Origin of the sequence: Allobosea sp. LjRoot9, from assembly GCF_964252745.1 — a bacterium.
Taxonomy (GTDB): Bacteria; Pseudomonadota; Alphaproteobacteria; order Rhizobiales; family Beijerinckiaceae; genus Allobosea.
Map to the genome: position 1 here is coordinate 460,153 of NZ_CAXUPC020000002.1, position 24,383 is coordinate 484,535.

Here is a 24,383-nt window from a genome sequence, read left to right on the forward strand (position 1 = left end):
CTCAGAACGTCACGTCGATCCGGCCTCGCAGCGCCTGGTCGCGCGCGCCATTGCCCAAGGCGGCATTGTAGCCGAGACCCAGCGCGACATTGCCGGCGACACGCCAGGACAGCCCGACCTCCGCAACCATCGCGTCACGTGCCACCGGTGCGGCGTAGACCCGGAAAGGGCTCGCGGCTCCAGCGAAGGCCAGCACGGCGGTGGGCGTCGTCTCCCCGAAGGCGTGACGCCAGCCCAGCATGGCGCGGGCGAAGAGCGGCGTCGCGCCAAGCTGCGTTTCCGCGCGCAAGCCCACTATGGAGAAGCCGAGGTTCTGGTCGCGGCCATTCAAGCGCAATGCGGCTGCCCCGCCCTGCTCCACGCCCGAATCCGAATGCACGCTCACGGCGGCGAGCTGAACGAAGGGCTCGAAGGCGACGGAGCCGAGCGGCATGGCATAGCCGACCTCGGCGAAAGCCTGCGCCGTCGCCCCCTGGCCGTCGAAACGCAGCACATCGGAGAAGCCGTTCAGCCCGACGAGGCGCGTCAGGTTGGTCTGGTTCCAGGCATAGGCAGCGCCCGCGCGAAGATTGACCGCGCCGAAACGCGCTCCGCCATAGAGCGCGGCATGGACGGCGTCCTGCGTGCCGTCCGAGCGGCGCTGGTCGATGTCGAAACGGGTGCGGGTGAAGCCGCCGGCGACGCCGACGCGCCAGGGCGTCTCGCCACCGCCGGAATCGAGCTCCGCGCCGAACAGCATGCCGCCGCCGCGCCGGTCGAGCGAGGCCGCATTGCCGTCACCATCGCTGCGCCCCTGCGCGCCGATCGCCTCGCCCCAGAGCTGGAAGCGTCGCGTCTCGAAGCTGGGCGCGGGCAGTGCCGCCATGCGCGGCCGGCCCGGCGCATCGGCTGAGAAGGCGCCAGTCACCGTGCCGGACGAAGACGACAGGAACGGCGCGCGCAGGCGGTTCATGATGGTGTCGCGCACGAGATGGCTGGTCTCGATCGCGACCGAGACGGCCTGCGCATGCGCCTCGCCCGAAAGCGCGTCGAAACCGGCGCGGGCCTCCGTCAGCGTCGAGGACAGCAGCGCGTCATAGACGCGATTGCCCGTCCCCAGCCCCTCGGCGGCGCGACCGGCGCTCGCCTGGTTGCGTGTGGCTGCCGCATCGGCGAAGGCGACGGTATTGCGCGCCAACGTCAGCGCCACCGCCGTTGCCTCGTAACTCAGCGTCGGCGTCAGGAAGGCAAAATTCGAGGTCACGCCGGAAAACTGCCCGCTGACGCCGCCCTGTGCGGTCAGGATGACATAGCGGGTCGAGAGACCGTAACTGCCCTGCGCTGCCAGAAGCTGGACCTGGCCACCCGACAAGGTCGCGGTTCCCGTCGCCGCGATCAGGTCGGACGCGCCGGCCGCATTGAGCTCGACCTGATAGGTCGAGCCGGCCGCAAAGGCGACATTCCCGGCAATCTTGAGCGTGCCGATGGAGTTGCCCGGCGCGACCATGCCGCCGGCGGCGATGACGATGCTGCCGACCGTGCCCGAGCCGCCGAGCGCGCCGCCCGCCACGGTGATGGTGGAGCCGGTCAGAGAACCATTGACGACAAGAAGTCCGGCGAGCACCGAGGTCGGGCCGGTATAGCTGTTGGTCCCGGTCAGGATCAACTTGCCGGAGCCCTGCTTGGTCAGCGTCCCCACCCCGGAGATGTTGGCGGCAAGGGTCGCGCTATCGGTGAAATTCGCGACGATGGCGCCGTCATTCCTGATGAAGGGCGTGTCGATGGCGCCCGCCAGGCCACCATTGCCGAGATTGAGCACACCCAAGGCGCCGATCTGCATGCCGGCCCCGGCCTTGACGAGCCCGCCATCGGCAACCGTAAGCACGCCGGCATAGTCACCACCGCAGCCGCAACCGGAATAGCCGATGAGCAGGCCGTTGGTCGCGTTCAAGACCGAGCCCGCCCCTGTCACCAGGACGCTTGCGGTGGGAATGCCCAGAGCGGGATCGGGATCGGAACCGATTTGGACAAAGCCGGTCGCGTTCACGACACCGCCCGCGGCAATGACGAGATCGCCGGAGCCGCCGATAACGCCGCCGACGGCCAAGCCGTTATCGACGTTCCAAGTCGATCCAGGGCCCGTCACCGTCACCACCGGCGCGATAATGTCTCCTTCGATGTCCGCGCCGCCCTTGCTGTTCATCACCGCGCCGCCGCTGATTGTCAGCGTTGCGGGCGTGAGGCTGGCGACGACCGTGAGACCTTCGACAGTCACGGTCGAGCCCGCGCCCGAGACCTCCATCGCCGATTGGACGACCAGGTAACCGGTCGGATCCACCATATTCAAGGTGCCGCCATTGCTGACGCGCAGCCTCCCGCCCACCACCCCGATGCCGCCACCTCCGCCGGCCGGATTACCGACGCTGAGCGAGCCGCCGCTGATATCGAGCGTCGGATTCGAGCAACCGCACAGAAAGCTTAGAAAGAGAACCCCTTCGATGCTGCTCGTCCCAGTCAGGGTGAGCGCCCCCGACCCTTCCATGAAGAGCGAGCCCTTGCCGGTGATATTGCCGGAGAAGACGGTGGCGACGTTATTGTAGCCGATCGACAAGGTGGCGCCATCGCCGATGACGACCTTGCCCGCGCCCGACAGCGAGCCGATCGTGGTCATGAGCGTGTCCGCGACCTGGATCGTCGCGCCGGTGGCGACACTGTAATCGGAGCTCGCCGAGAACGCCGTGCCGGAATTGGCGATGAGCCGGCCCTGCGTGACGCTGGTCGCACCGGAATAGTTGTTGTTGCCGGAGAGGATGAGATCGCCGGGACCGGTCTTGGTCAACCCGCCTATGCCCGAGATGGTACTGAGGCTGTCTAGCTCCAGCACAAAACCGTTGGTATCGATCGTACCGCCGCCGGCATTGAATGTGACGGTGCGCGCCGAGCTCACATCGGCGGTGATGACGAGGCCGCCGCCATCGAAGGTCAACCCGCCGGCGACATCGCCAAGCTGGGCATTGTGGCTGATCGAGATCCGGCCCTGATTGATCGTCGTGCCGCCATCATAGGAATTGTCGAGATTGGTCAGCGTCAGCGTGCCCGCCCCGGTCTTGACCAGCGAGCCGCCGACGCCGCTGATGATGCCGTCGACCGTCGTGGACGTGCCGTCGCCGCCGACCGTGAGTTCGTTGGCGCCGAGAACATAGAACCCCGCTCCGGCAATCGAGCCGGCGCTCAGGCGATTATCGCCAAGCAGCCCGGCGCTGGTCGAGAAATTGGTCACTGCGCCGCTATTCGTCACGATCGTCGCATTTCCGGCCGTGCTGCTGTCGAAGAACTGAAGGCCGTAATTGTTGGTGATCGTGGCGTTGCCGGCCGTGCTCGTGCCGGTGAACCAAAGGGTGTTGTTGTTGGTGATCGTGGCGCTGCCGGCCGTGCTGCTGTCGAAGAACTGAAGGCTGCTGTTGTTGGTGATCGCGGCGCTGCCGGCCGTGCTGGTGCCGACGAACTGAAGGCCGACGTTGTTGGTGATCGTGGCGTTGCCGGCCGTGCTGCTGTCGTAGAACTGAAGGAAGCTGGTGTTGGTGATCGCGGCGCTGCCGGCCGTGCTGCTATTGACGAAAGCCAGGATACTCTGATTGACCAGGGTCTGCGCTTGGCCAGAATTGTTGACGATGCCCGCTCCACCGACGACGAGGGTGCCGGCAGGGTCGATCGTGATCGTGTAGGCCGGCGCGCTTGCGTTGAAGGTAAAGCCCCCGAGTATCGTGGTTGCGCCGACCGTGATCGCGGATTGGCTCGTGGCATCGAAGAACGCCGTGCCGGTCGGAACCGTCGCCGGCGTCCAGTTCGCGCCGGCGTTGAAATTGCCCGAGCCGGGATTGAGCTGCCAGGTCGCGTCCTGCGCGTGGGCCGAGCCCGGACAGAACAGCGCCGAACCCAGCGACGTGCCCGCCAGCAAAGCCAGCATGACGAAGCGGCGGCGATACGCGCCGCGCCCTTGGCCTATCGAATCCACGAAAGCGTCGCCCCCAAACCCCAGGGCGGCAACTTAAGGCAATCTTACTCTACGGCAATAGATAGCCATTCACAGGCTGGGGATCGACATTCGTCGCCGTGCCGCGCGACAGCCCGCGTGTCGAACGCCCGGCATGCCGTCGCTTCGACATGCCGGAGCGGGCCCGCCGGGGCGGCGCGTTCAGACGATCTGGTTGCGCAGCGCGGTTTCGCCCCGTGCCAGGCGGCTGAGATTGTCGAGCAGGGTGTCGACGACATTGCCCTCATAGGCCCGCGTCTCGCCGGCGCTATGGGGCGTGATGACGACCTGCGGCAGGCCCCAGAAAGGCGAAGATGGCGGCAGCGGCTCGTCATGGAAGCAGTCGAGACCGGCGCCGGCCAGGCGGCCCTCAGTCATGGCGGCCAGCAGCGCAGCCTCATCCACCACCTTGCCGCGTGCGACATTGATGAGGACGGCCGTGGGCTTCATCACAGCCAGCGCCTGAACGCCGATCAGGCCTTCGGTCTCCGCCGTCAGCGGGCAGGTCAGCGCGACGATGTCGGCCTGCGCCATGACCTCGTGCAATTGATCGGGCCGGACGATCGCCTCGATATGTGGTTGCGGCTCCGGCTGGCGGCGCACGCCGATGACGCGGATGCCGAAAGCCGAGGCGAGCGCGGCCAGGCGCAGGCCGATGCGGCCGAGCCCGACGATGACCATGGTCTTGCCGCCGAGCTCGTCCTCGCGCCTGGCGCGATCGCCGATCATCGGGCGCCAATGCTTGGCCGTCTGGTTGTCGCGGGCGAGATGGATCTGGCGGGTCAAGGCCAGGACCAGCGCCATGGCGTGCTCGGCGACGGCGCGCTCATTCACGCCTTGCGCGCTGGCGAGGCGGATGCCGGCGGCGGCCAGGGCCGGCTTGTCGAACTGGTCGGTGCCGGCGCTGACCGACTGGATGAAGCGCAGCTTCGGCGACGCGGCGATCAATTCGTTGCGCCAGAGGCCGGAGACGACGAGGACATCGGCCTCGGCCGAGCGCACCTTGAGCTCGTCGAGCGAGTTCGCCGAAAAACTCCGGGCGGCGTGGCCGCGCGTCGCGAACTCGGCCTGCAGTTGATAGGCGGCATGGGAAAAGCCGATCGTCAGCTCGTTGTCAGGCGGCAGCAGGGGCATTCGTCTCGTTCCTCGACAGTCATAAGGCGTGGTCAGGTTATTGGGCGCGATCAGGTTATCGGGAGAGCGGCGCGCTGTCCCGGCGGTCAACGCATGCAAGCTTCACGCTGGACCGGGGCCGGGAGGCGCAAAGCCCACCAGCGCCGCCTCGAGCCGGGTCCATTCCGAAGCCTGCCCCGGCAGGCCGAAGCGCAGCCGGCGCGCATCGTTCTGGAAACGGCGCACATACAGGCCATGGCGGCCGAGATGAGCGAAGAGCGCCGGCGCGTTGCCGGTTTCGAGCAGCCTGAACAGCGCGGTGCCGCCGACGATCCTGCCATGCGGCGCGAGCAGCGCATCGAGCCGGGCGGCATCGGCCGCGCGAGCAGCTCCCGCTTGCGCGAGCCAGGAGGAAGCGGCCAGGGCCCTTGCCCCGACATGCAGCGCCGGCCCGGCCACAGCCCAGGGCCCCATCGCCGCGCGCAGGGCCTCGGTCAGCACTGGATCGCCGATGGCGAAGCCCAGGCGCAGGCCCGCCAGCCCATATGTCTTGCCGAAGGAGCGCAGCACCAATGTCGCCGGCGGCAATTCGGGCAGGATGCTGACCTCCCGCGTGAAATCGGCGAAGGCCTCGTCGACGACGAGCAGGCCGCCGCGCGCGGCGCATTGCGCCGCGACAGTCATGAGCCGTTGCCTCGACACAACCCGGCCGTCGGGATTATTCGGATTGACCAGAACGACCGTGCGCGCCTCGCTCGCCCCACCCAGATCTGCGACGGGGCGCACATCCGCTCCGGCCTTGGCCCAGGCCTGGGCATGCTCGGCATAGGTCGGGCCCAGCACCGCAACCGGACCGGCCGCCACGAGACGCGGCAGCAGATCGATCAGGATCTGCGTGCCGGGCGCCGCGACGATGCCGGCGCTTTCGGGCACGCGATAGGCCGCGCGCGCCGCAGCCAGCAGCGCCGCCTCCTCAGTCGTACCCGGCAGGCGCTGCCAGAGCGCGGCCGGCAGCAACGGAAGCGGATAGGGGATGGGATTGATCCCGGTCGAGAGATCGACCCAAGGAGCCGGGGCATCGGGAAACAGCGCTTGCGCCATCGCCAGATCGCCGCCATGCCAGATTTCGCCCTCAACCACGATCGTTCCCGCCTCGCATGAGCCCGCCCGACACCTTGCTTCTGCTGCTCGCCGCACTCGTGATCGAGGCCGCGCTCGGCTATCCCAAGGGCTTGTATGCGCGGATCGGCCATCCCGTCACCTGGCTTGGCGCATTGATCGCGGCGCTCGACGACAGCCTGAACCGCGAGACCGCCTCTTATGCCGCGCGGAAGGCGGCCGGGCTCGCCGCGCTCGTCATCCTGCTCTGCGCGACCATCGCCTTCGCTTCGACCGCGACCCGGCTTTGCCTCGCGCTCGGGCCGCTCGGCCTGCTGCCCCTGGCGCTTCTGGCCTCGACCCTGCTGGCGCAGCGCAGCCTCTACGAACATGTCGCTGATGTCGCCGAGGGACTGGAGCAAGGCGGGCTCTGCGAGGGACGAAAGGCGGTTGCGGTGATCGTCGGGCGCAACCCTGAAAGCCTCGATGAGGCCGGCGTCTCGCGCGCCGCGATCGAGAGCCTCGCCGAGAATTTCTCCGACGGCGTCGTCGCCCCGGCCTTCTGGCTCGGCCTCGCCGGCCTGCCGGGCTGTGCACTCTACAAGGCCATCAACACCGCCGATTCGATGATCGGCCATAAGACGCCGCGCCATCTCGCTTTCGGCTGGGCGGCGGCCAGGCTCGACGACCTCGTCAACCTCCCGGCCTCGCGGCTCACCGCGCTGCTGCTGGTCGCAGCCGCAGCCCTCGACCGAGAGGCCAATGCGGCCGGAGCCTGGAAGGCCGTGCGGCGCGACGCCCATCGCCACCGCTCGCCCAATGCCGGCTGGCCGGAAGCGGCGATGGCCGGGGCGCTCGGCCTGCGCCTCGCCGGACCACGCATCTATGGCGAGACACGCGTCGAGGATGGCTGGATGGGGGATGGCCGTGCGGAGGCGACGGCCGCCGATATCAGGCGGGCGCTCAGGCTCTATCGCGGGGCCTGCCTGATGCTGTGGGCGCTGGCGGCAGCGGGCGTGGTGATCACGATAGCCGCCTGAAAGCTCTCAGAACTCGATTCCCGCCTGCGCCTTCACGCCGGCCGCGAAATGGTGCTTCACCAGCGTCATTTCCGTCACCAGATCGGCAGCCGCGATCAGCTCGGGCTTGGCGTTGCGGCCGGTGACGACGATGTGGAGGTCGTCCCGGCGCGCAGCAAGCGTCGCGACCACCTCGTCCAATGGCAGATAATCATAGCGCAGCGCGATGTTGAGCTCGTCCAGCACGATCAGGCGGATCGTCTCGTCGGCCATTAATTCCTTCGCCTTCTCGAAGGCGCGCCCGGCGGCGGCGATGTCGCGGGCCTTGTCCTGCGTCTCCCAGGTGAAGCCTTCGCCCATGCTGTGCCAGGCGATCTGATCGCCGAAGGCATCGAGCGCCTTGCGCTCGCCCGTCGCCCAGGCGCCCTTGATGAATTGGACCACGCCGACGCGCCAGCCATGGCCGAGCGCGCGCAGCATCAGCCCGAAAGCGGCCGTCGATTTGCCCTTGCCCGGCCCGGTGTTGACGATCAGCAGGCCCTTCTCGATCGTCTTGCCCGCGACCTCGGCGTCCTGCACCGCCTTGCGCTTCTCCATCTTGGCCTTGTGGCGGGCGGCCTCTTCAGCGTCGATCGTCATGTCACTTCACCTGCATCGCCAGTCCAGCGACCATGAAGACCACGTGCCGGGCCCGCGCCGCAAGGCTCTGGTGCAGGCGGCCGGCCTCGTCGCGGAAGCGCCGCGCCAGGGCATTGTCGGGCACGATGCCGAGCCCGACCTCGTTCGAGACGAGCACGACACGGCCGGAGGCTTCAGCACAGGCGGCGATGAGCTCGGCGCCCGCGGACGCCGTATCCCGCTCCGCCAGGATCAGATTGGTCAGCCACAATGTCAGACAATCGACCAGGATCGGTCGCCCCGCCGGTACGGCGCGGATCGCCTCGGGCAAGGCGAGCGGCGCATCGACCGTGAGCCAGTTGCCGGAGCGTCGCGCCCGATGCTCGGCGATGCGCGCGCGCATCTCGTCGTCATAGGCCTGGGCGGTCGCGATATAGGTCCAGGGCGCCGGCAGCGCCTCGATCAGCGCCTCGGCATGGCGGCTCTTGCCCGAGCGCGCGCCGCCGAGAACCAGGGTGAGATGGGGAAGGATCGTCGCCACAGCCGAAACCTCTACCGACAGAACCGTCATTGCGAGCGCAGCGAAGCAATCCAGCGTCCCACTCTACTGCTTCCCGGATTGCTTCGCTGCGCTCGGAATGACGATCGGTGCATTGCACAGCACCGCCCACATGGCTAATGATCATCCCCGACGGTGCCCCGGCAACGGGGTGAAAAGGGAACGCGGTGCGATACCGCGGCTGCCCCCGCAACTGTAAGCGGTGAGTTCTGCGCCATCGGCCACTGGGAGCAATCCCGGGAAGGCGGCTCAGGACGTCGAGATCCGTGAGCCAGGAGACCTGCCGTCGTCGTTCCGCAATCCAACAGGCCGCCGGCGGGGCGGCCAGGAGAATCACGATGAACACCTCCGCTTCGCTTTCGACCTCGGCCGGCGTTTCCGAACGCGCCAAGGCTGCACTGGCCGCCCTGCTGCTCGGCAGCGTGCTGATCTTCACGGTCGGCTTCGCGCATTCGAGCAGCGTCCATAATGCCGCCCACGACACGCGCCACACGCTCGCCTTCCCCTGCCACTGAGGGGATCGAACATGGTCAATCGCGTTCTCACGGTCAGTCTCCTGGCCGGGCTTCTGGCTGGGCTCGTCATCGCCGCGCTCCAGCACGTCACCACCACGCCGCTGATCCTCAAGGCGGAAACCTATGAAGCGGCGATGCGCGCCGCCGCCCCGTCTTTCGCATCCTTTGACGGCGAGGCCCACATCATCCTCGCCCATGGTCCCGCCGGCGACGCCGCCGGCCATGAGCATGCCGAATGGAAGCCGCAGGACGGCTTGCAGCGTACAGCCTTCACCACGCTGGTCACGGTCGCGACCGCGATCGGCTTCGCGGCGCTGCTGCTCGGCGGCATGATCGCGGCGAATGAGACGATCAACGACAGGCGCGCGCTCGCCTGGGCGGTCTGCGGTTTCCTCGCTTTCGGCCTCGTCCCGGCGGCGGGTCTCGCGCCAGAATTGCCAGGCAGCGCGGCGGCCGAACTCTTGCATCGTCAGATCTGGTGGGTCGCGACGGCGCTGGTCACGGCTGGCGGGCTCTTCGTCTTCCTGCGCATGGAAGCCGGCTGGCTCAGGGCTCTGGCCGTACTTGCCATGCTCGTGCCGCATCTGATCGGCGCGCCACATCCGGCCGCGCCGGAGAGCAAGGTCCCAGCCGAGATCGCAGCGCATTTCACCGCGCTGTCGCTCTCGGTCCAGGCCGCGCTCTGGCTCGCCACCGGCCTGGCCGTTGGCGTGATCTGGCCCTGGGCGACGCGACGCGCGGCCAAGGCCTGACGCCTCGCGCGCTCCTCCCCAGGGAGCGCGCATCTCGAACACGGAGGCGTTTGCATGCCCGAGGGTGACCTCACCATCCAAGTCTGCACCATACATGTCTGCACCGTCTGCCGGCGCGTGCGCGAGGACCTCGCCGAAGGCTACGACCAGCCGGGCCTCGGCCTTGCCACCGCGCTCGGCGAGCGGCTTGCCGGCAAGGCCGGGATCAGCGTCGAGGCGGTCGAATGCCTCGCCGTCTGCAAGCGCCCTTGCACGGTCGCCTTCGCGGCGAACGGCAAATGGACCTATCTCGTCGGCGATCTCGACGCCGAGACCCATCTCGACGATATCGTCGGCGCGGCGGAGAGCTATGCCGCCAGCGCCAACGGCATCATTCCCTGGAAAGAGCGACCCATCCCCTTTCGCAAGGGCGTGGTCGCGCGCGTGCCGCCGCTGAGCTTGCGCGAACAAGGCCTGCGCGAACCAGATCTGCGCGAACAAGGATCGACATCATGAATGCCTCCCTGGCCAAAGTGCCTTGCACCATCATCACCGGCTTCCTGGGCGCCGGAAAAACCACGCTGGTGCGCCATCTGCTCGAGAACGCCGGGGGCAAGCGCCTCGCCGTGCTCGTCAACGAATTCGGCGATCTCGGCTTCGACGGCTCCTTCCTCGCCGGCTGCGGCATCGAAGGCTGCACGGAAGAGGATGTGGTGGAGCTGCCCAATGGCTGCATCTGCTGCACGGTCGCCGACGATTTCGTGCCGGCGCTGGAAAAGCTGCTGAACCGCCCGAACCCGCCCGAGCACATCCTGATCGAAACCTCGGGCCTGGCCCTGCCGAAGCCGCTGGTGACGGCCTTCAACTGGCCGGCGATCCGCTCGCGCGTCACGGTCGATGGCGTCATCGCGGTGGTCGACGGCCCCGCTGTGGCCGAGGGCCAGTTCGCCGACGATCCCGAGGCGATGGCCGCTCAAGCGGCGCAGGATTCATCGGTCGAGCACGACAACCCGCTGGAGGAGGTCTTCGACGACCAGATCCTTTGCGCCGACCTGATCCTGCTCAACAAGAGCGACCTCGTCGACGCAGAGGCCAGAGCCCGCGTCATCGCCGAAATCAGGGAGCATCTGCCAAAGGCGATCAAGATCGTCGAGACCTCGCATGGCAAGGTCGAGCCGGCCTTGATCGTGGGGCTGAACGCCGCCGCCGAGAGCGATCTCGCGGCGCGCCCCTCGCATCACGGCGAGGGCGAGGACCATGATCATGACGATTTCGACTCGGTCTCACTGCCGCTGCCGGCCGGCCTCTCGCCCGAGACACTCTCAATCCGCATGACCAAGGCCGCCGAGGCCGAGGGCGTGCTGCGGCTGAAGGGCTTCACCGCCGTGCCGGGCAAGCCGATGCGCCTCGTCGTGCAGGGTGTCGGCCGCCGCGTCAGCCATCATTTCGACCGGGCCTGGGGCGCCGACGAGGCGCGCGACGGCCGGCTCGTCGTGATCGGCCTCAAGGGCTTCGACCGCACCGCCGTGGAGGCCGCGCTCGCGGGCTGAACGCGCCATGCACCTCCTCCCGACCAGCGAGATCAGACTCGACGACGGCGAAGACGCCGTCGACCTCGCCTTGCCGCCGGGGGACGTGCTGGTTCTGTCCTATGCCGACAGCGATCTCTCGGCGATTGCCGTGACTGCCGGCATGGCTGCCGGAGTGAGCAGGTTCGATGTCCGGCTCGCCTCGCTCAGGCAGCTCAAGCACCCGCTTTCAGTCGACCTGCTGGTCGAGAAGACAGCGGCAAAAAGCCGTTTCGTGCTGGTGCGCTGCCTCGGCGGACTGGACTATTGGCGCTACGGCGTCGAGCAGCTGACCGAGATCTGCCGGCGCGAAGGCATCGCGCTTGCCGTGCTGCCGGGTGACGACCGGCCGGATGCGCGCCTGGCGGAACACGGCACCGTGCCGGCGGACTTCGCGGCCGAATTGCTGGGCTATTTCCATGCCGGCGGCGGCGCTGAGAACATGCGGCGGTTGCTCGCGCGGATTGGGGATTATCTCGGCGCCTCCCTTCCCTCATCCGACCCGGCTGCGCCGGGCCACCTTCTCCCCCGAGGGGAGAAGGATGAGGCGGCGGCAGCTTCGCCCTTCTCCCCTCGGGGGAGAAGGTGCCGGCAGGCGGATGAGGGAAGGCGAGAGGCTTCCGAGCTCGCACCTCTTCCGCTCCCCTCGCTCTTCGCGCTCGGCGCGGGCGCAACTCCCGTCCCCTGGCGCGAGGCGCTCGCCACCCTCCCCACTGAGGCTCCGCTCGTCCCCATCCTGGTCTATCGCTCGGGCGTCAGCGCCGGCGACACCGCCATGGCCGAGGCGATCTCCGCTGCTCTCGCCGCCCGCGGCCACGCCCCGCTGATCCTGGCGCTCACCAGCCTGAAGGACCCCGCCGTCACGGCGGAACTCGCGGCGCTGATCGCCTTGCGCAAGCCCGCGCTGATCGTCACCACCACCGCCTTCTCGGCTCGCGAGGGTGGCGCTTTCGTGCTCGACGCCGCCGATTGCCCGGTGCTGCAGGCCGTACCCGTCGGCAGCGCGCGCGAGGCCTGGAATGCCTCCCCGCGTGGTTTGTCGGCCGTCGATCTCGCCATGCAGGTGGCGCTGCCCGAATTCGACGGCAGGCTCGGAACCATTCCCGTCGCGTTCAAGGCGGATGTGACGGATGCCGCAACCGGCCTCGTCATCCGCCGCCTCCTGCCCGATCCAGAAGGCATCGCGGCGCTGGCCGATCTCGCCGCCGGCTGGATCGCGCTCGCCGCCAGACCGGCGGCCGAGCGCAAGCTCGCGCTGGTGATGTCGGACTATCCCGCACGTGGCGGCCGGGCCGGCTTCGCGGTCGGGCTGGATACGCCGGCGAGCGTAGCTGCGATCTCGGAGCTGCTGGCGGGGGCGGGGTACGATGTTGCCTCCCGTCATTGCGAGCGCAATGACGGCGAGGATGGGTCTGCGCTCATGGCAGCCCTCACCACCGGCCCCGCCGGTTTCACCGTCCCGCTCCCGGCCTATCGCGCCTGGCTCGACGGCATTCCCGCAGCCGCCCGCGACGCGCTTCTCGCCGCTCATGGCGAGCCAGAGCCCGACGGCGACGCCTTCCGCTTCCGCACCGTCCAGGTCGGTCATCTCACCATCGCATTGCAGCCGCCGCGCGATGCCACGCCCGACCGCAAGGCACGCTATCACGATCCGGACGCCCCGCCGGGCCATGCCTATCTCGCCTTCTATCTCGGCTTGCGCGAGACGCTGCGCATCGACGCGCTGATCCATCTCGGCACGCATGGCACCATGGAATGGCTGCCAGGCAAGGCGGTCGCGCTCTCGCCCTCCTGCTGGCCGCGCCTGATCACCCAGGGCCTGCCGGTGATCTACCCCTATGTGGTCGATGATCCCGGTGAAGCCGCGCCCGCCAAGCGCCGGCTGTCGGCGATCACGCTGGGCCATCTGCCGCCGGAATTGGCCGAGACCGGGGCCGGCGGCGAGGTGGCGCTGCTGCGCGATCTCGTCGAGGAGTTCTCGCAGGCGCAGGTGATGGATCCGCGCCGGGCCGAGATCGTCGCCCGCGAGATCCGCGAGCGAGCTGAAGCCAGCGGGCTCAGCCAGGCCTGCGGCGTCACACCCGATCTCGATATGAGCGAAGCGTTGACCCGGCTCGACGCACAGCTCTGCGATATCGCCGAATTGCCGTTCCGCGACGGCCTGCACATCTTCGGGCAAGCGGCGCACGACCCCGCCTCCTCCGAGGCCGAGGGGACAAACCTGCTGCGTGCGCTCGATGGCCGCTTCGTGCCGCCCGGTCCCGCCGGCTCGCCGCATCGCGGCCGGCCCGATGTGCTGCCGACCGGGCGCAACCTCTCGACGCTGGACCCGCGCGCGATCCCGACACGCGCTGCAGCGAGGCTCGGCGGTCTCGCCGCGCAGGCCGTGATCGCGCGCCATCTGCAGGAGCATGGCGACCATCCGCGCCGGATCGTGATGGATCTCTGGGCCTCGCCGACCCTGCGCTCGGGCGGCGAGGATATCGCCCATGCGCTCGCCCTGATGGGCGTCGAGCCGCTCTGGGACCACGCCTCGACGCGGGTGACGGGCTTCTCGATCATCCCGCAACCGAAGCTGACGCATCCGCGCCTCGACGTGACGATCCGCATCTCCGGCGCCTTCCGCGACACATTTCCGGGCCAGATCGCCCTCCTCGACGCGGCCGCCCGCGCGGTCGCGGCCCTCGACGAGCCCGATGAGTGGAACGAGCCAGCCGCCGCGCAGCGCCGCGGCGAGGCAGGCGCGCGCATTTTCGGAGCGGCGCCCGGCCGCTATGGCGCGGCGATGGCCGATCGCGCCCTCGATGGCGACTGGACGACGCGCGGCGAACTGGCCGAGGCCTATCTCGCCGCCTCCAGCCATGCCTATGGCGGGGCCGAGGGCGCGGCGACGGCCGATGCGGGTTTTGCGGAACGCATCAGGGAGGCGCAGGCCTTCATCCATGTCAGCGACACCGCCGGGCGCGACATCCTGGAAGCCTCGAGCGCGGCCGATGTTATCGGCGGGCTTGCGGCGGCGGCCAAAACACTCGGCGCCAATCCCGCGCTCTACAGCCTCGACTCCTCAAACCCCGAGGCACCGAAGGCGCGCACGCTGGCTGAGGACATCGCCCGCATCGTCCATGGCCGCTTGACGCATCCGCGCTGGATCGCGGCGCAGCTCGCCCATGGCTGGCGCGGCGCGGCGGAACTGGCCGAGGCCGTCGACACGCTTTTCGTTTTCGCGGCGAGCACGGATGCCGTCGCGGATGGGCTGTTCGACGCCGTCTTCCAGGCCTATTGCGCCGATCCGGCGATCTGGAGCGCGCTGGAGGCGGCGAATGCTCCCGCCGCCAACGCCATCCGCGCCCGGCTGAGCGATGCCGAGCGGCGCGGTCTGTGGACCAGCCGGCGCAATTCGGTCGCAGCCTTTCTCGCACGGGCCGCGGAATGAGCGCGCTCCCGCACGAATGCGTGCCCCCGGCGACGCTGCGGCGCGGCTGGTGCCCGAGCACGCTGAAGCCGATGGAGACCGGTGATGGCTGGCTGGTGCGGCTGCATCCACCCGGAGCCGTGCTGACGCCCGCGCAGCTCATTCGCATCGCCGCCCTGGCGCGCGAACACGGCAACGGGCTGATCGAGATTTCCGCGCGCGGCAACATGCAACTGCGCGGGGTGACGGCCCAGAGCCATCCGGCGCTGGTCGCAGTGCTGCTGGGCGAACGCCTCGTCGACGAGCATGACGGCGACGGTCCGCAGCGCCTGACGCTGGTCTCGCCGCTGGCGGGAGACGGCGAACTGATCAATGCGCCTGCACTAGCCGAGGCGATCGAAGCGCGCGGACGACTCGTTTCCGGCTTGCCGGCGAAATTCCTGATCATCGTCGATGACGGCGGGGCGCTCTCGCTCGACGCGTTCGCCTGCGATCTGCGCCTCCTAGCGATCGCAGGCGAACGCGTCATGATCGGCCTGCCGGACGGTTCAAGGCGCGGGCCGATCGCCGTTGCGGATACGGTCGAGGCCGTCGAGACGATCCTGCATCGCTTCGCCGGGCATCATGCCCGGGCGCCGGAGGCGATCCGCCGCCTGCGCGATCTGTCGCCCGAGGCGCTCGCTGCTCTCTGCAACCTGCCCGAAACCGATGCGCCACCACCTCGCTTTGCCCCCCGCCGTGCCGGCCTGTTCGCGCTCGGCACCGGCCGCTTCGCCGCTATCGCCGCCCTGCCTTTCGGCCGCTGCAACGCCGCCACGCTGGCAGCCCTCGGCCACGCCGCCGAGACGCAAGGCGCGCCCAAACTGCGCCTCTCACCCTGGCGCGGACTCGCCTGCCTCGGCCTGAGCGAAGCCTCAGCGCAGGCCTGGCTCGGCGAGGCCGGCGGCTTGGGCCTGATCACGCAAGACGAGGATCCGCGCCTCGCGGTCCAGGCCTGCGCCGGCAAACCGGCCTGCTTGCGGGCCGAAACCGATGCGATGGGCGACGCCGCGCGGCTCGCCGAGGCGGCCGCACCACTCTTGGCCCGGGGCCTGAGCCTGCATGTCTCGGGCTGCGCCAAATCCTGCGCCCATCCGGGTGCCTCCGACCTCACTTTGGTCGGCCGGGAGGGGCATTACGACGTAGTTCTCCACGGCGCGACGCGCGATCAGCCCGTCGCGACGCTTGACCTTTGCGACATCCTGCGGCGTCTGCAGCCGGGACAGGATCTTTTCGCCCGCCTGAGTGCGGCGGCTTCAGGACATTAGAGTTTGAGCACGCGTTACGACTATATCCAGGACGGAGCCGCTATCTATGAGCGCTCCTTCGCGATCATCCGGGCCGAGGCCGATCTCTCGCGCTTTTCCGGCTCCGCCGCGCGCGTCGTGGTGCGGATGATCCATGCCTGCGGCATGACCGACCTGCCTGATGACGTCGAGATGTCCGAGGGTTTCACGAGCGCAGCCGAGGCTGCCCTGCGGGCCGGCGCGCCGATTCTCTGCGACGCCAAAATGGTCGCCAATGGCGTGACGCGGGCTCGCCTGCCGGCGCGCAACGAGGTGGTCTGCACGCTCGACGATCCCAGCACGCCCGGCCTCGCCGCGGAACTTGGCACGACGCGCTCGGCCGCTGCCATGGAGCTGTGGCGGCCACAACTTGCCGGGGCGCTGGTAGTGATCGGCAATGCGCCGACCTCGCTGTTCCGGCTGCTGGAGATGCTTGATGCCGGTGCGCCCCAGCCTGCCGCCGTGATCGGCATTCCGGTCGGCTTCGTCGGCGCGGCGGAATCGAAGCAGGCCTTGGCCGGGGATGGCCGCGTGCCCTTCCTCGTCGTGCATGGACGGCGCGGCGGCTCGGCGATGGCGGCAGCCGCCGTGAACGCGCTGGCGCAAGAAAAGGAATGAGCCGGTGACCTCAGAACCGGCCAAAACTCTGCTGTTCGGCGTCGGCCTCGGCCCCGGCGACCCGGACTATATGACCCTGCGCGCCCGCGACATCATTCTCAGTGCGGACCGGCTGGTGCATTTTTGCAAGCGCGGCCGGCGCGGCAATGCCCGCGTCACGGCCGACGCCATCGTCCCGCCCGATGCGGCGCGCGAGATCGAGCTCGCCTTCCCTGTGACGATCGAAGCCCATGTCGGCGAGGCCGGCTATGATGAGCCGATCGCGACTTTCTACGAGGAAGCGGCCGCCCAGCTCGCGGCGGAGATGGAAGCGGGGCGGAGCGTCGCCGTGCTGTGCGACGGCGACCCGTTCTTCTACGGCTCCTTCATGCATCTGTGGCGGCGCCTCGCCCATCGCTTCCCGACCGAGGTGGTGCCGGGCGTCACCGGCATGGCCGGAGCCTGGACCCGGGCCGGAGCGCCGATCACCTGGGGCGACGACATCATGACCGTGCTGCCGGGCACGCTCCCGGAAGCGGAACTGACGCGCCGGCTGGTCGACACCGACGCCGCCGTGATCATGAAGCTCGGCCGCAACCTGCCGAAGGTGCGCCGCGCGCTGAGGACGGCAGGACTGATCCACCGCGCGATCTATGTCGAGCGCGCCACCATGGCCGAACAGGTCGTGCTGAAGCTCGGCGACAAGCCCGATGACGAGGCGCCCTATTTTTCGATGGTGCTGGTGCCTGGCGAAGGGCGGCGGCTGTGAGCGGCTCGCTCACCATCGTAGGCTCGCTCACCATCGTGGGCTTGGGCCCCGGTGAGGCGCATTGGCTGACGCCGGCGGCACAGGCCGCGCTCGATGCGGCCAGCGACCTCGTCGGCTACGAGCCCTATCTCGACCGGATTCCGGCGCGCGCCGGCCGGACCAAGCACGGCTCCGACAACCGCGTCGAGATCGCGCGGGCCGAGCATGCGTTGCGGCTGGCGGCTGAAGGACGGACCGTCGCGGTTGTCTCGGGCGGCGATCCCGGCGTCTTTGCGATGGCGGCGGCCGTGTTCGAGGCTCTGGAGGCGGGCGACCCCGCCTGGCGGGCGCTGACGATCACGGTCGAACCTGGCATCACGGCGATGCTGGCCGCTGCAGCCAAGGTCGGTGCGCCGCTCGGCGGCGATTTCTGCGCGATCTCGCTCTCGGACAATCTCAAACCCTGGGAGGTCGTCACGATGCGGCTCGAAGCCGTGCTGGCGGCCGATTTCGTGATCGCGCTCTACAACCCGATCTCGAAGGCGCGGCCCTGGCAGCTCGGCGCCGCGCTCGAACTGGCGGTGCGGCACCGCCCAGCGGAGACGCCGGTGATCTTCGCCCGCGCCGTCGGACGTCCGGACGAGAATCTGCGCGTGCTGCCGCTATCGCAGGCTGTCGCAGCTGCGGCTTCGGCCGACATGGCCACCCTGGTGATGATCGGCGCGTCCTCGACGCGGTTGATCGAGCGGCCGGGCCAGGCCGCGATCGTCTATACGCCGCGTTCGGTGACGAAGAGCCCCTGCGCCACCAGCCAGGGCAGGACCTGATCGATATGCTCGACAGCCTCGACATCAGGCTTCGGCGGCCGCTCGACCATGATCACCGGCAAGCCGAGCTGGCGCGCGGCGATGAGCTTACCGGCCGTGGCGTCACCGCCGGAATTCTTGGTGACGAGGATCTCGACGCCCTCGCGGCGCATCAGATCCTCTTCGTCATCGGCATGGAAGGGTCCGCGCTGCTGGATCACGGTGACGTCGTGCAGCGGCAGGCGGTCACCGATCGGCTCGATGACCCGGACCAGATAGCGATGGCGCGGCGCGTCGGCGAAAACCGGGAGTTCGAGGCGGCCGACGGTCAGGAAGACGCGCTTCGGCTCGTCCCCCAAGGCCTCGACCGCGGCCTGCATATCGAGCACGGAGCGCCAGCGATCACCGGGGCGCCGTATCCAGGGCTTGCGGCGGATGGCGAGCAGAGGCACGCCCTCGGCCTTGCAGGCGTGCTCGGCGTTGAAGGGCATGATCGCAGCAAAGGGATGTGTCGCATCGATGACGGCGATGATGCCCTCCTCGCGCAGATAGTCCCGCAGGCCCTCGATGCCGCCGAAGCCTCCGACCCGAACCGGCAGATTCGACGGGCGGGGGTCGACTGTATGGCCGGCCAAGGAGATGATGGCGCGAATATCGGGGGCCTGTTCAGCCAGATGCTGATCAAGCGCCGCCGCTTCACTGGTTCCACCAAGAATGAGCACGGTCATGGCACTAGTTACGCTTGAAAACGATGTGCTGTCGAGCGGCAGCGAGGTTGCGCCCTCCCCTTGGCTGGCGCTGATCGGGCTTGGCGAGGACGGCACGGCCGGTCTCGGCCCGGAGGCGAAGTCCGCTCTCGACGAGGCCGAGATCGTCTTCGGCGGCGAGCGCCATATCGCGCTGGTCGGGTCGGTGCCGGGCGAGCTGCGTCCCTGGCCACAGCCCTTCCGCAACGCTCTGCCGCAGATCCTGGCCGAGCGCGGCCGCAAGGTCTGCGTTCTCGCGACCAGCGACCCGTTCCATTACGGCATCGGCAATAGCTTGAGCCGTGCGATTCCCGCGCAGGAAATGCGGATCATCCCGCAGATCTCCTCCTTCGCGATGGCCTGCACCCGGATGCGCTGGCCGCAGGAGGAATGCGCGCTGGTCTCGCTGCATGGCCGCACGCTCTACCGCATCGTGCCGCATCTCCAGCCGGGCGCGCGTATCCTAGCCCTGTCCTGGGACGAGACCACCCCGCGCGCCGTCGCCGAACTGATGACGGCGCGCGGCCTTGGCGGCAGTCGCATTGTCGTGATGGAATCGCTCGGAGGGCCGCAGGAGCGCATGCGCGAGACGCGCGCCGATAGCTTCGCCTTCGACGATATCGTGCCGCTGAACATCATCGCGGTCGATGTCGCGGCCGGCCGCGACTCGCGCATCCTGCCGCTCGCACCGGGGTTGGACGAGGACTGGTTCGCCCATGACGGGCAGATCACCAAATCGGAGATCCGCGCGATCACCCTGTCGGCACTCGCCCCCCGCGGCGGCGAGCTGCTCTGGGATGTCGGCGCGGGCTCGGGCTCCATCGCGGTCGAATGGTGCCAGCGCCATCTCCGCAACCAGGCCGTCGCCTTCGAGGCCAGGCCCGAGCGCGCGCACCGGATCGCACGAAACAAGGTCGAACTCGGCGGCCTCTCGGTCGAGGTCGTCGGCGAGGCGCCCGCGGGCTTCGCCGGGCTCGAAGCGCCCGATGCCGTGTTCATCGGCGGCGGCCTGACGGTCGATGGCCTGTTCGAGGCCGCCTGGGCCGCGCTGAAACCGGGTGGGCGCCTCGTCGCCAATGTCGTGACGATCGAGGGCGAGGCGAAACTCGCTGCGCTGCACGCGCAACATGGCGGCTCGCTGCGGCGCATTTCGATCGACCGGCTGGCGCCCGTTGGCAGCAAGCATGGCTGGCGCCCGGCCATGCCGGTGACGCAATGGCGGGTCGAAAAGCCTTGAGCGGCCGTCTCGTCGCAGGGTTGGGCCTGCGTGCCGGCACGAGCGAGGGCGATATCCGCACCTGTCTCGACCAGACGCTGGCGACTGCAGGCCTCGCCGGAGAGCTTGTCCCACGTTTCGCGACGCTCGCGGCGCGCAGCGCCGAGCCGGGGCTGCTGGCACTGGCGAAGGAACGCAACGCCGAGCTCGTCGCCATTCCCGACGAGGCGCTAAAGGGTTTCGAGGCGGCCTGTGCGACGCGCTCCACGCGGATCGCCTCGCTCTACGGCGTCGGCTCGGTGGCGGAGGCCGCGGCGCTTGCCGCCGCAGGTCCCGGCAGCGTTCTCGTGCAATCGCGCATCACGACCGCCCGCGTCACCTGCGCCCTGGCGAGGAGCGCCACATGAGCGTGCATTTCATCGGCGCCGGCCCCGGCGCGCCCGATCTCATCACATTGCGCGGACGCGACCTGATCGCGGCCTGCCCGGTCTGCCTCTATGCCGGCTCATTGATCCCAAAGGCGATGCTCGACTGGTGTCCAAAGGGTGCCCGCATCATCGACACCGCCCCGCTCGACCTCGACGCCATCATCGCGGAGATGCAGGCGGCACACATAGCCGGGCAGGATGTGGCCCGGCTGCATTCGGGCGACCTCTCGATCTGGAGCGCCTGCGGAGAGCAGATGCGGCGGCTCGATGCGCTCGCCATCCCCTATAGCGTGACGCCAGGCGTGCCGGCTTTCGCGGCTGCCGCCGCGAGCCTGAAGCGCGAACTGACACTGCCGGGCATCGCGCAATCGCTGGTTCTCACCCGCACGTCGGGCCGCGCCTCGGCGATGCCCGAGCGGGAAAAACTCGCGACGTTCGCGGCATCAGGCGCGACGCTGGCGATCCATCTTTCGATCCATGTCATCGATCAGGTGGTAGCGGAGCTCACGCCCTTCTACGGCGCGGCGTGTCCTGTCGCGATCGTGTTCCGGGCGTCCTGGCCCGATGAACGCGTGCTGCGCGGGACGCTGGCTGCGATTGCCGAGCAGGTCCGATCCTCGGGACTGGAGCGCACCGCGCTGATCCTGGTCGGACCGGCTTTGGGCGCGGAGGATTTCGGCGAGAGCGCGCTTTACTCGACGGGTTACGACCGGCGGTTTCGGCCCGGCGGCGGCCTATGAAGGCCGCGCTCTCACCCCAGCTTGCGGAACGGCGTGCGGGCCACCAGCCCGCCCTCGCGATCGAACACCGCGATCTCCAGCTCGGCGTCGGCCACGCCGAGCGAATGGGCCGCGTTCGTCCAGGCATGGGCCGCGACGACATCGGCGAGCTTCAGGCCCACGCCTTGCGCCCGTTGCAGCACCTCCAGCGCCGTATTGGCCTGCGGCACCCAGGCGGCCAGGGCCTCCTCGCCGCCAGCCTCCCGCACCCGCTCGGAGAGCCAGGCGAAATCGACCGGACCAGCGCGCGAATGCAGATCGAGCATGCCTTGCCCGAGCTTGACCATCTTGGCAAAACCGCCCGCCACCGTGACGCGCTGGACGGGATGTTTGCGCAAATATTTCAGCATGCCCCCGGCGAAATCGCCCATGTCGATCAGGGCCTGCTCGCCCAGCCCATGCAGGCGCTGGATCGCGGCCTCGGAGGTCGCGCCAGTCGCGCCCGCAACATGGGTCAGCCCTGCCGCGCGGGCGACATCGATGCCGCGATGGATCGAATGAATCCAGGCGGCGCAGGAAAACGGGATCACGATGCCGGTCGTGCCCAGGATCGAGAGCCCGCCGACGATGCCCAGGCGCGGGTTCATGGTTTTCCGCGCGATCGCCTCGCCGCCGGGGATAGAGAGCGTGACCGTGACGTCGCGCGGGCCGCCGGTCGAGGCCTGGACCTCGGCCAGCGCCTGCCGGATCATCTCGCGCGGCATCGGGTTGATCGCGGGCTCCCCCACGGCCAGGGGCAGGCCGGGCAAGGTGACGGTGCCGACGCCTTCGCCGGCATGGAAGACGATACCGGCGCCGGCGGTGGCTGGACCGACCTGCGCGATCACGGTCGCACCATGGGTCACGTCGGGGTCGTCGCCCGCATCCTTGACGATGCCGGCCTCGGCACCCTCAGTGAGCAACCCATGCCGCGCCAAAGCGAAGGCCGGGCGCTGGCCGCCAGGCAAAGTGATCTCGACGGGATCGAGGAAATCATGCGTGACCCAGCCGAGATAGGCGGATTTGGCGGCCGCAGCAGCGCAGGCTCCCGTCGTCCAGCCGCGCCGCAAAGGGCCTTTTGGCATCTCGTCCATGACCGCCTGCATAGCGCAGGCATGGGCGCGCGTCAGCGGCGGGAGACATCTTTGCAAGGAGCCTGCCCATGACCGCGCGTGGCCTGATCATCGCCGCACCGCGCTCCGGCTCGGGCAAGACCACGATCACGCTCGGCTTGCAGCGCGCGCTGGTGCGGCGCGGGCTGATCGTACGCGGGCTGAAATGCGGGCCGGACTATATCGATCCGGCCTTCCATGCCGCCGCTACCGGAGCGCCCAGCGCCAATCTCGATTCCTACGCCATGCCCGACGCATTGCTGCGCCAGATCGCGCAGGATGCGGCAGGCCACGCCGACATCGTCATCGCGGAAGGCTCGATGGGCCTGTTCGACGGTGTGCCGGGCGAAGCGGGACACACTGGCGCCAGCGCCGACATCGCAGCATCGATGGGCTGGCCGGTCGTGCTCGTCATCGACGTCTCCGGCCAGGCGCAATCGGCCGCCGCGATCGCGCTCGGCTGCATGCATTACGATCCGCGCATCACCATTGCCGGCGTCATCCTCAACAAGGTCGCGAGCGAGCGCCATCAACGGCTCGTTGGCCAGGGCATGGCGCGCATCGGCCTGCCCGTGCTCGGTGCCTTGCCGCGCGAGGCCAGCCTGATCCTGCCCGAACGCCATCTCGGACTGGTGCAGGCCGGCGAGACAGAAGACCTGTTCGCCCGGCTCGATGCGCTGGCGGACGCTATCGCAGCTGCAGTCGATCTCGATGCTGTGCTCGCAGCCGCAGGGACGACGACGATCGCCGCGCCGCTCGCGCCCGCCCCTGCCCTGCCCGCGCCGGGCCGGCGTATCGCCCTTGCTCGCGACGCCGCCTTCAGCTTCGTCTACCCGCATGTCGAAGCCGGCTGGCGCGCGGCTGGGGCCGAACTCGTGCCGTTCTCACCACTCGCCAATGAATCGCCGCCCGAGGATTGCGACTCTTGCTGGCTGCCGGGCGGCTATCCTGAATTGCATGCGGAGCGAATCGCGGGCGCATCGCGCTTCCTCGACGGCCTGCGCAGCTTCGCGCGGACGCGACCGGTCCATGGCGAATGCGGTGGCTATATGGTTCTGGGGCGCTCATTGATCGATGCCGAGGGCGTCACTCACGCCATGGCCGGACTGCTCGGCGTCGAGACCAGCTTCGCCAAGCGCAAGATGAATCTGGGCTACCGCCGCGCCGTCCTGCAGGCCGACGGCCCTCTGGGGCAAGCCGGCCAGGCGCTCACGGGCCACGAATTCCACTACGCCACGATCGTCGCCGCCGGTGACGATGCGCCCTTCGCTGTGGTCACCGACCCGCATGGCTCAGCGCCCGCCCCCGCCGGCAGCCGGCGCGGCCATGTCACCGGCTCGTTCTTCCACGCGATCGCGTTGGCGCCATGAGCGCGCCACCGGTCTTCGACGCAGCCTTCGCGCAGCAATTCGCCGCACTCCTGGCATGGCGACGCGATGTCCGGCGCTTCCGGCGCGAGCCGCTGCCCAAGGGGCTGGTCGACAGGCTCCTGGCGCAGGCCGAGCTTTCGCCGTCGGTCGGCCATTCCCAGCCCTGGCGCTGGGTCCGGGTGCGCGAGGAGGCGCAGCGCGAGACGGCGCGGAACAGTTTCCAGCGCTGCAATGCCGATGCGCTCAGTGACTATGAGGGCGAGCGGGCGCGGCTCTATGCCAGCCTCAAGCTCGAAGGCATGCGCGAGGCGCCCGAGCAGATCGCGGTGTTCTGCGACCATGGCACCCAGCAGGGCCACGGGCTTGGGCGACGGACCATGCCCGAGATGCTGGATTATTCCGTCGTCGCCGCGATCACGCAGTTCTGGCTCGCCGCACGGGTCGCGGGCGTGGGCGTCGGCTGGGTCTCGATCCTGGAGCCCGACGCCGTGCGAGAGGCGCTCAGTGCGCCGCCGGAGTGGAAGCTGATCGCCTGGCTCTGCATCGGTTGGCCGGAGGAGGAGAGCGACGTGCCCGAGCTCGTGCGCGCGGGCTGGGAGAAAGGGCGGTAGAGCGCGCTGTCATCCCGCACG

22 protein-coding genes and 1 riboswitch are annotated in these 24,383 nt (G+C 69.1%); of the genes, 15 read left to right on the plus strand and 7 right to left on the minus strand.

The window, feature by feature from the left end; genetic code table 11:
• Position 1 precedes the first annotated feature (1 nt).
• The 3 genes from ACSQ3P_RS10755 to cobD form a co-directional block, all read right to left on the minus strand.
• The gene (locus tag ACSQ3P_RS10755) at positions 2–3,994 is read right to left on the minus strand and encodes an autotransporter domain-containing protein (RefSeq protein ID WP_436165570.1); all 3,993 of its coding nucleotides are present in this window, start codon (positions 3,992–3,994) and stop codon (positions 2–4) included.
• 180 nt (positions 3,995–4,174) lie between these two features.
• Positions 4,175–5,146, minus strand: coding sequence for a D-2-hydroxyacid dehydrogenase (locus ACSQ3P_RS10760; protein WP_436165571.1), 972 nt, complete (start codon positions 5,144–5,146; stop codon positions 4,175–4,177).
• Positions 5,147–5,248: 102 nt separating this feature from the next.
• The gene (gene cobD, locus ACSQ3P_RS10765) at positions 5,249–6,265 is read right to left on the minus strand and encodes a threonine-phosphate decarboxylase CobD (protein ID WP_436165572.1); all 1,017 of its coding nucleotides are present in this window, start codon (positions 6,263–6,265) and stop codon (positions 5,249–5,251) included.
• 17 nt (positions 6,266–6,282) lie between these two features.
• On the opposite strand from cobD, the gene cbiB reads away from it, so the two are divergent.
• Complete coding sequence (cbiB, locus tag ACSQ3P_RS10770; protein WP_436165573.1) at positions 6,283–7,263, plus strand: adenosylcobinamide-phosphate synthase CbiB; 981 nt, start codon at positions 6,283–6,285, stop codon at positions 7,261–7,263.
• A gap of 6 nt (positions 7,264–7,269) precedes the next feature.
• Here the strand turns inward: cbiB and cobO are convergent, their stop codons facing one another.
• The gene (gene cobO / locus ACSQ3P_RS10775; RefSeq protein WP_310158655.1) at positions 7,270–7,881 is read right to left on the minus strand and encodes a cob(I)yrinic acid a,c-diamide adenosyltransferase; all 612 of its coding nucleotides are present in this window, start codon (positions 7,879–7,881) and stop codon (positions 7,270–7,272) included.
• A gap of 1 nt (position 7,882) precedes the next feature.
• On the minus strand, positions 7,883–8,401 hold the full coding sequence (gene cobU, locus ACSQ3P_RS10780) for a bifunctional adenosylcobinamide kinase/adenosylcobinamide-phosphate guanylyltransferase (protein ID WP_436165574.1): 519 nt from the start codon (positions 8,399–8,401) through the stop codon (positions 7,883–7,885).
• A gap of 134 nt (positions 8,402–8,535) precedes the next feature.
• Positions 8,536–8,721: riboswitch (cobalamin riboswitch) on the plus strand.
• Positions 8,722–8,757: 36 nt separating this feature from the next.
• Here cobU and ACSQ3P_RS10785 point away from each other — a divergent pair.
• From ACSQ3P_RS10785 to cobJ, 9 genes are read left to right on the plus strand one after another with little or no spacing between them, the layout of a single operon-like run.
• The gene (locus tag ACSQ3P_RS10785) at positions 8,758–8,934 is read left to right on the plus strand and encodes a CbtB domain-containing protein (RefSeq protein ID WP_069689852.1); all 177 of its coding nucleotides are present in this window, start codon (positions 8,758–8,760) and stop codon (positions 8,932–8,934) included.
• A gap of 11 nt (positions 8,935–8,945) precedes the next feature.
• Positions 8,946–9,686 (plus strand): CbtA family protein, encoded by a 741-nt coding sequence (locus ACSQ3P_RS10790; protein WP_436165575.1) that lies wholly within the window; start codon positions 8,946–8,948, stop codon positions 9,684–9,686.
• 54 nt (positions 9,687–9,740) lie between these two features.
• A complete protein-coding gene (locus ACSQ3P_RS10795) occupies positions 9,741–10,181 on the plus strand; it encodes a DUF1636 family protein (RefSeq protein ID WP_436165576.1) in 441 nt (146 codons plus the stop codon).
• Positions 10,178–11,215, plus strand: a complete 1,038-nt coding sequence (gene cobW, locus ACSQ3P_RS10800) for a cobalamin biosynthesis protein CobW (protein ID WP_436165577.1) — start codon at positions 10,178–10,180, stop codon at positions 11,213–11,215. Before ACSQ3P_RS10795 ends, cobW begins: the two co-directional genes overlap by 4 nt.
• Before the next feature lie 7 nt (positions 11,216–11,222).
• A complete protein-coding gene (gene cobN, locus ACSQ3P_RS10805; protein ID WP_436165578.1) occupies positions 11,223–14,666 on the plus strand; it encodes a cobaltochelatase subunit CobN in 3,444 nt (1,147 codons plus the stop codon).
• A complete protein-coding gene (gene cobG / locus ACSQ3P_RS10810) occupies positions 14,663–15,952 on the plus strand; it encodes a precorrin-3B synthase (protein WP_436165579.1) in 1,290 nt (429 codons plus the stop codon). Before cobN ends, cobG begins: the two co-directional genes overlap by 4 nt.
• Positions 15,953–15,955: 3 nt before the next feature.
• Positions 15,956–16,588 carry a precorrin-8X methylmutase gene (locus ACSQ3P_RS10815; RefSeq protein ID WP_436165580.1) on the plus strand — a complete coding sequence of 211 codons (633 nt, stop codon included), beginning with the start codon at positions 15,956–15,958 and terminating at the stop codon, positions 16,586–16,588.
• A 4-nt stretch (positions 16,589–16,592) separates the two neighbouring features.
• Positions 16,593–17,336, plus strand: a complete 744-nt coding sequence (locus ACSQ3P_RS10820) for a precorrin-2 C(20)-methyltransferase (RefSeq protein ID WP_436165581.1) — start codon at positions 16,593–16,595, stop codon at positions 17,334–17,336.
• Positions 17,337–17,350: 14 nt separating this feature from the next.
• Positions 17,351–18,142, plus strand: a complete 792-nt coding sequence (gene cobJ / locus ACSQ3P_RS10825; RefSeq protein WP_436166234.1) for a precorrin-3B C(17)-methyltransferase — start codon at positions 17,351–17,353, stop codon at positions 18,140–18,142.
• On the opposite strand, the gene ACSQ3P_RS10830 is transcribed toward cobJ, so the two are convergent.
• Positions 18,085–18,849 (minus strand): cobalt-precorrin-6A reductase, encoded by a 765-nt coding sequence (locus ACSQ3P_RS10830; RefSeq protein WP_436165582.1) that lies wholly within the window; start codon positions 18,847–18,849, stop codon positions 18,085–18,087. The two genes, cobJ and ACSQ3P_RS10830, sit on opposite strands and share 58 nt — an antisense overlap.
• Here ACSQ3P_RS10830 and cbiE point away from each other — a divergent pair.
• From cbiE to cobM, 3 genes are read left to right on the plus strand one after another with little or no spacing between them, the layout of a single operon-like run.
• Positions 18,848–20,104 carry a precorrin-6y C5,15-methyltransferase (decarboxylating) subunit CbiE gene (cbiE, locus tag ACSQ3P_RS10835; protein ID WP_436165583.1) on the plus strand — a complete coding sequence of 419 codons (1,257 nt, stop codon included), beginning with the start codon at positions 18,848–18,850 and terminating at the stop codon, positions 20,102–20,104. The genes ACSQ3P_RS10830 and cbiE overlap by 2 nt on opposite strands.
• Positions 20,101–20,490, plus strand: a complete 390-nt coding sequence (locus tag ACSQ3P_RS10840) for a cobalamin biosynthesis protein (RefSeq protein ID WP_436165584.1) — start codon at positions 20,101–20,103, stop codon at positions 20,488–20,490. The genes cbiE and ACSQ3P_RS10840 overlap by 4 nt, the downstream gene beginning before the upstream one ends.
• Positions 20,487–21,251: a precorrin-4 C(11)-methyltransferase gene (gene cobM / locus ACSQ3P_RS10845; protein WP_436165585.1), complete on the plus strand. Its 765-nt coding sequence runs from the start codon at positions 20,487–20,489 to the stop codon at positions 21,249–21,251. The genes ACSQ3P_RS10840 and cobM overlap by 4 nt, the downstream gene beginning before the upstream one ends.
• Before the next feature lie 11 nt (positions 21,252–21,262).
• On the opposite strand, the gene ACSQ3P_RS10850 is transcribed toward cobM, so the two are convergent.
• Positions 21,263–22,363 (minus strand): cobalt-precorrin-5B (C(1))-methyltransferase, encoded by a 1,101-nt coding sequence (locus tag ACSQ3P_RS10850; protein WP_436165586.1) that lies wholly within the window; start codon positions 22,361–22,363, stop codon positions 21,263–21,265.
• 68 nt (positions 22,364–22,431) lie between these two features.
• Here ACSQ3P_RS10850 and ACSQ3P_RS10855 point away from each other — a divergent pair, with 68 nt between their 5' ends.
• Positions 22,432–23,751: a cobyrinate a,c-diamide synthase gene (locus tag ACSQ3P_RS10855; RefSeq protein WP_436165587.1), complete on the plus strand. Its 1,320-nt coding sequence runs from the start codon at positions 22,432–22,434 to the stop codon at positions 23,749–23,751.
• On the plus strand, positions 23,748–24,362 hold the full coding sequence (bluB, locus tag ACSQ3P_RS10860; protein ID WP_436165588.1) for a 5,6-dimethylbenzimidazole synthase: 615 nt from the start codon (positions 23,748–23,750) through the stop codon (positions 24,360–24,362). Before ACSQ3P_RS10855 ends, bluB begins: the two co-directional genes overlap by 4 nt.
• Positions 24,363–24,383 lie beyond the last annotated feature (21 nt).

Excerpts from the sequence above, each read along its gene's own strand:
- ACSQ3P_RS10760 (WP_436165571.1), bottom strand. The coding sequence starts at position 5,146 with ATGCCCCTGCTGCCGCCTGACAACGAGCTGACGATCGGCTTTTCCCAT.
- cbiB (WP_436165573.1), top strand. The coding sequence starts at position 6,283 with ATGAGCCCGCCCGACACCTTGCTTCTGCTGCTCGCCGCACTCGTGATC.
- cobO (WP_310158655.1), bottom strand. The coding sequence starts at position 7,881 with ATGACGATCGACGCTGAAGAGGCCGCCCGCCACAAGGCCAAGATGGAG.
- ACSQ3P_RS10785 (WP_069689852.1), top strand. The coding sequence starts at position 8,758 with ATGAACACCTCCGCTTCGCTTTCGACCTCGGCCGGCGTTTCCGAACGC.
- ACSQ3P_RS10790 (WP_436165575.1), top strand. The coding sequence starts at position 8,946 with ATGGTCAATCGCGTTCTCACGGTCAGTCTCCTGGCCGGGCTTCTGGCT.
- ACSQ3P_RS10795 (WP_436165576.1), top strand. The coding sequence starts at position 9,741 with ATGCCCGAGGGTGACCTCACCATCCAAGTCTGCACCATACATGTCTGC.
- cobW (WP_436165577.1), top strand. The coding sequence starts at position 10,178 with ATGAATGCCTCCCTGGCCAAAGTGCCTTGCACCATCATCACCGGCTTC.
- cobN (WP_436165578.1), top strand. The coding sequence starts at position 11,223 with ATGCACCTCCTCCCGACCAGCGAGATCAGACTCGACGACGGCGAAGAC.
- cobG (WP_436165579.1), top strand. The coding sequence starts at position 14,663 with ATGAGCGCGCTCCCGCACGAATGCGTGCCCCCGGCGACGCTGCGGCGC.
- cbiE (WP_436165583.1), top strand. The coding sequence starts at position 18,848 with ATGGCACTAGTTACGCTTGAAAACGATGTGCTGTCGAGCGGCAGCGAG.
- ACSQ3P_RS10830 (WP_436165582.1), bottom strand. The coding sequence starts at position 18,849 with ATGACCGTGCTCATTCTTGGTGGAACCAGTGAAGCGGCGGCGCTTGAT.
- cobM (WP_436165585.1), top strand. The coding sequence starts at position 20,487 with ATGAGCGTGCATTTCATCGGCGCCGGCCCCGGCGCGCCCGATCTCATC.
- ACSQ3P_RS10850 (WP_436165586.1), bottom strand. The coding sequence starts at position 22,363 with ATGGACGAGATGCCAAAAGGCCCTTTGCGGCGCGGCTGGACGACGGGA.
- ACSQ3P_RS10855 (WP_436165587.1), top strand. The coding sequence starts at position 22,432 with ATGACCGCGCGTGGCCTGATCATCGCCGCACCGCGCTCCGGCTCGGGC.
- bluB (WP_436165588.1), top strand. The coding sequence starts at position 23,748 with ATGAGCGCGCCACCGGTCTTCGACGCAGCCTTCGCGCAGCAATTCGCC.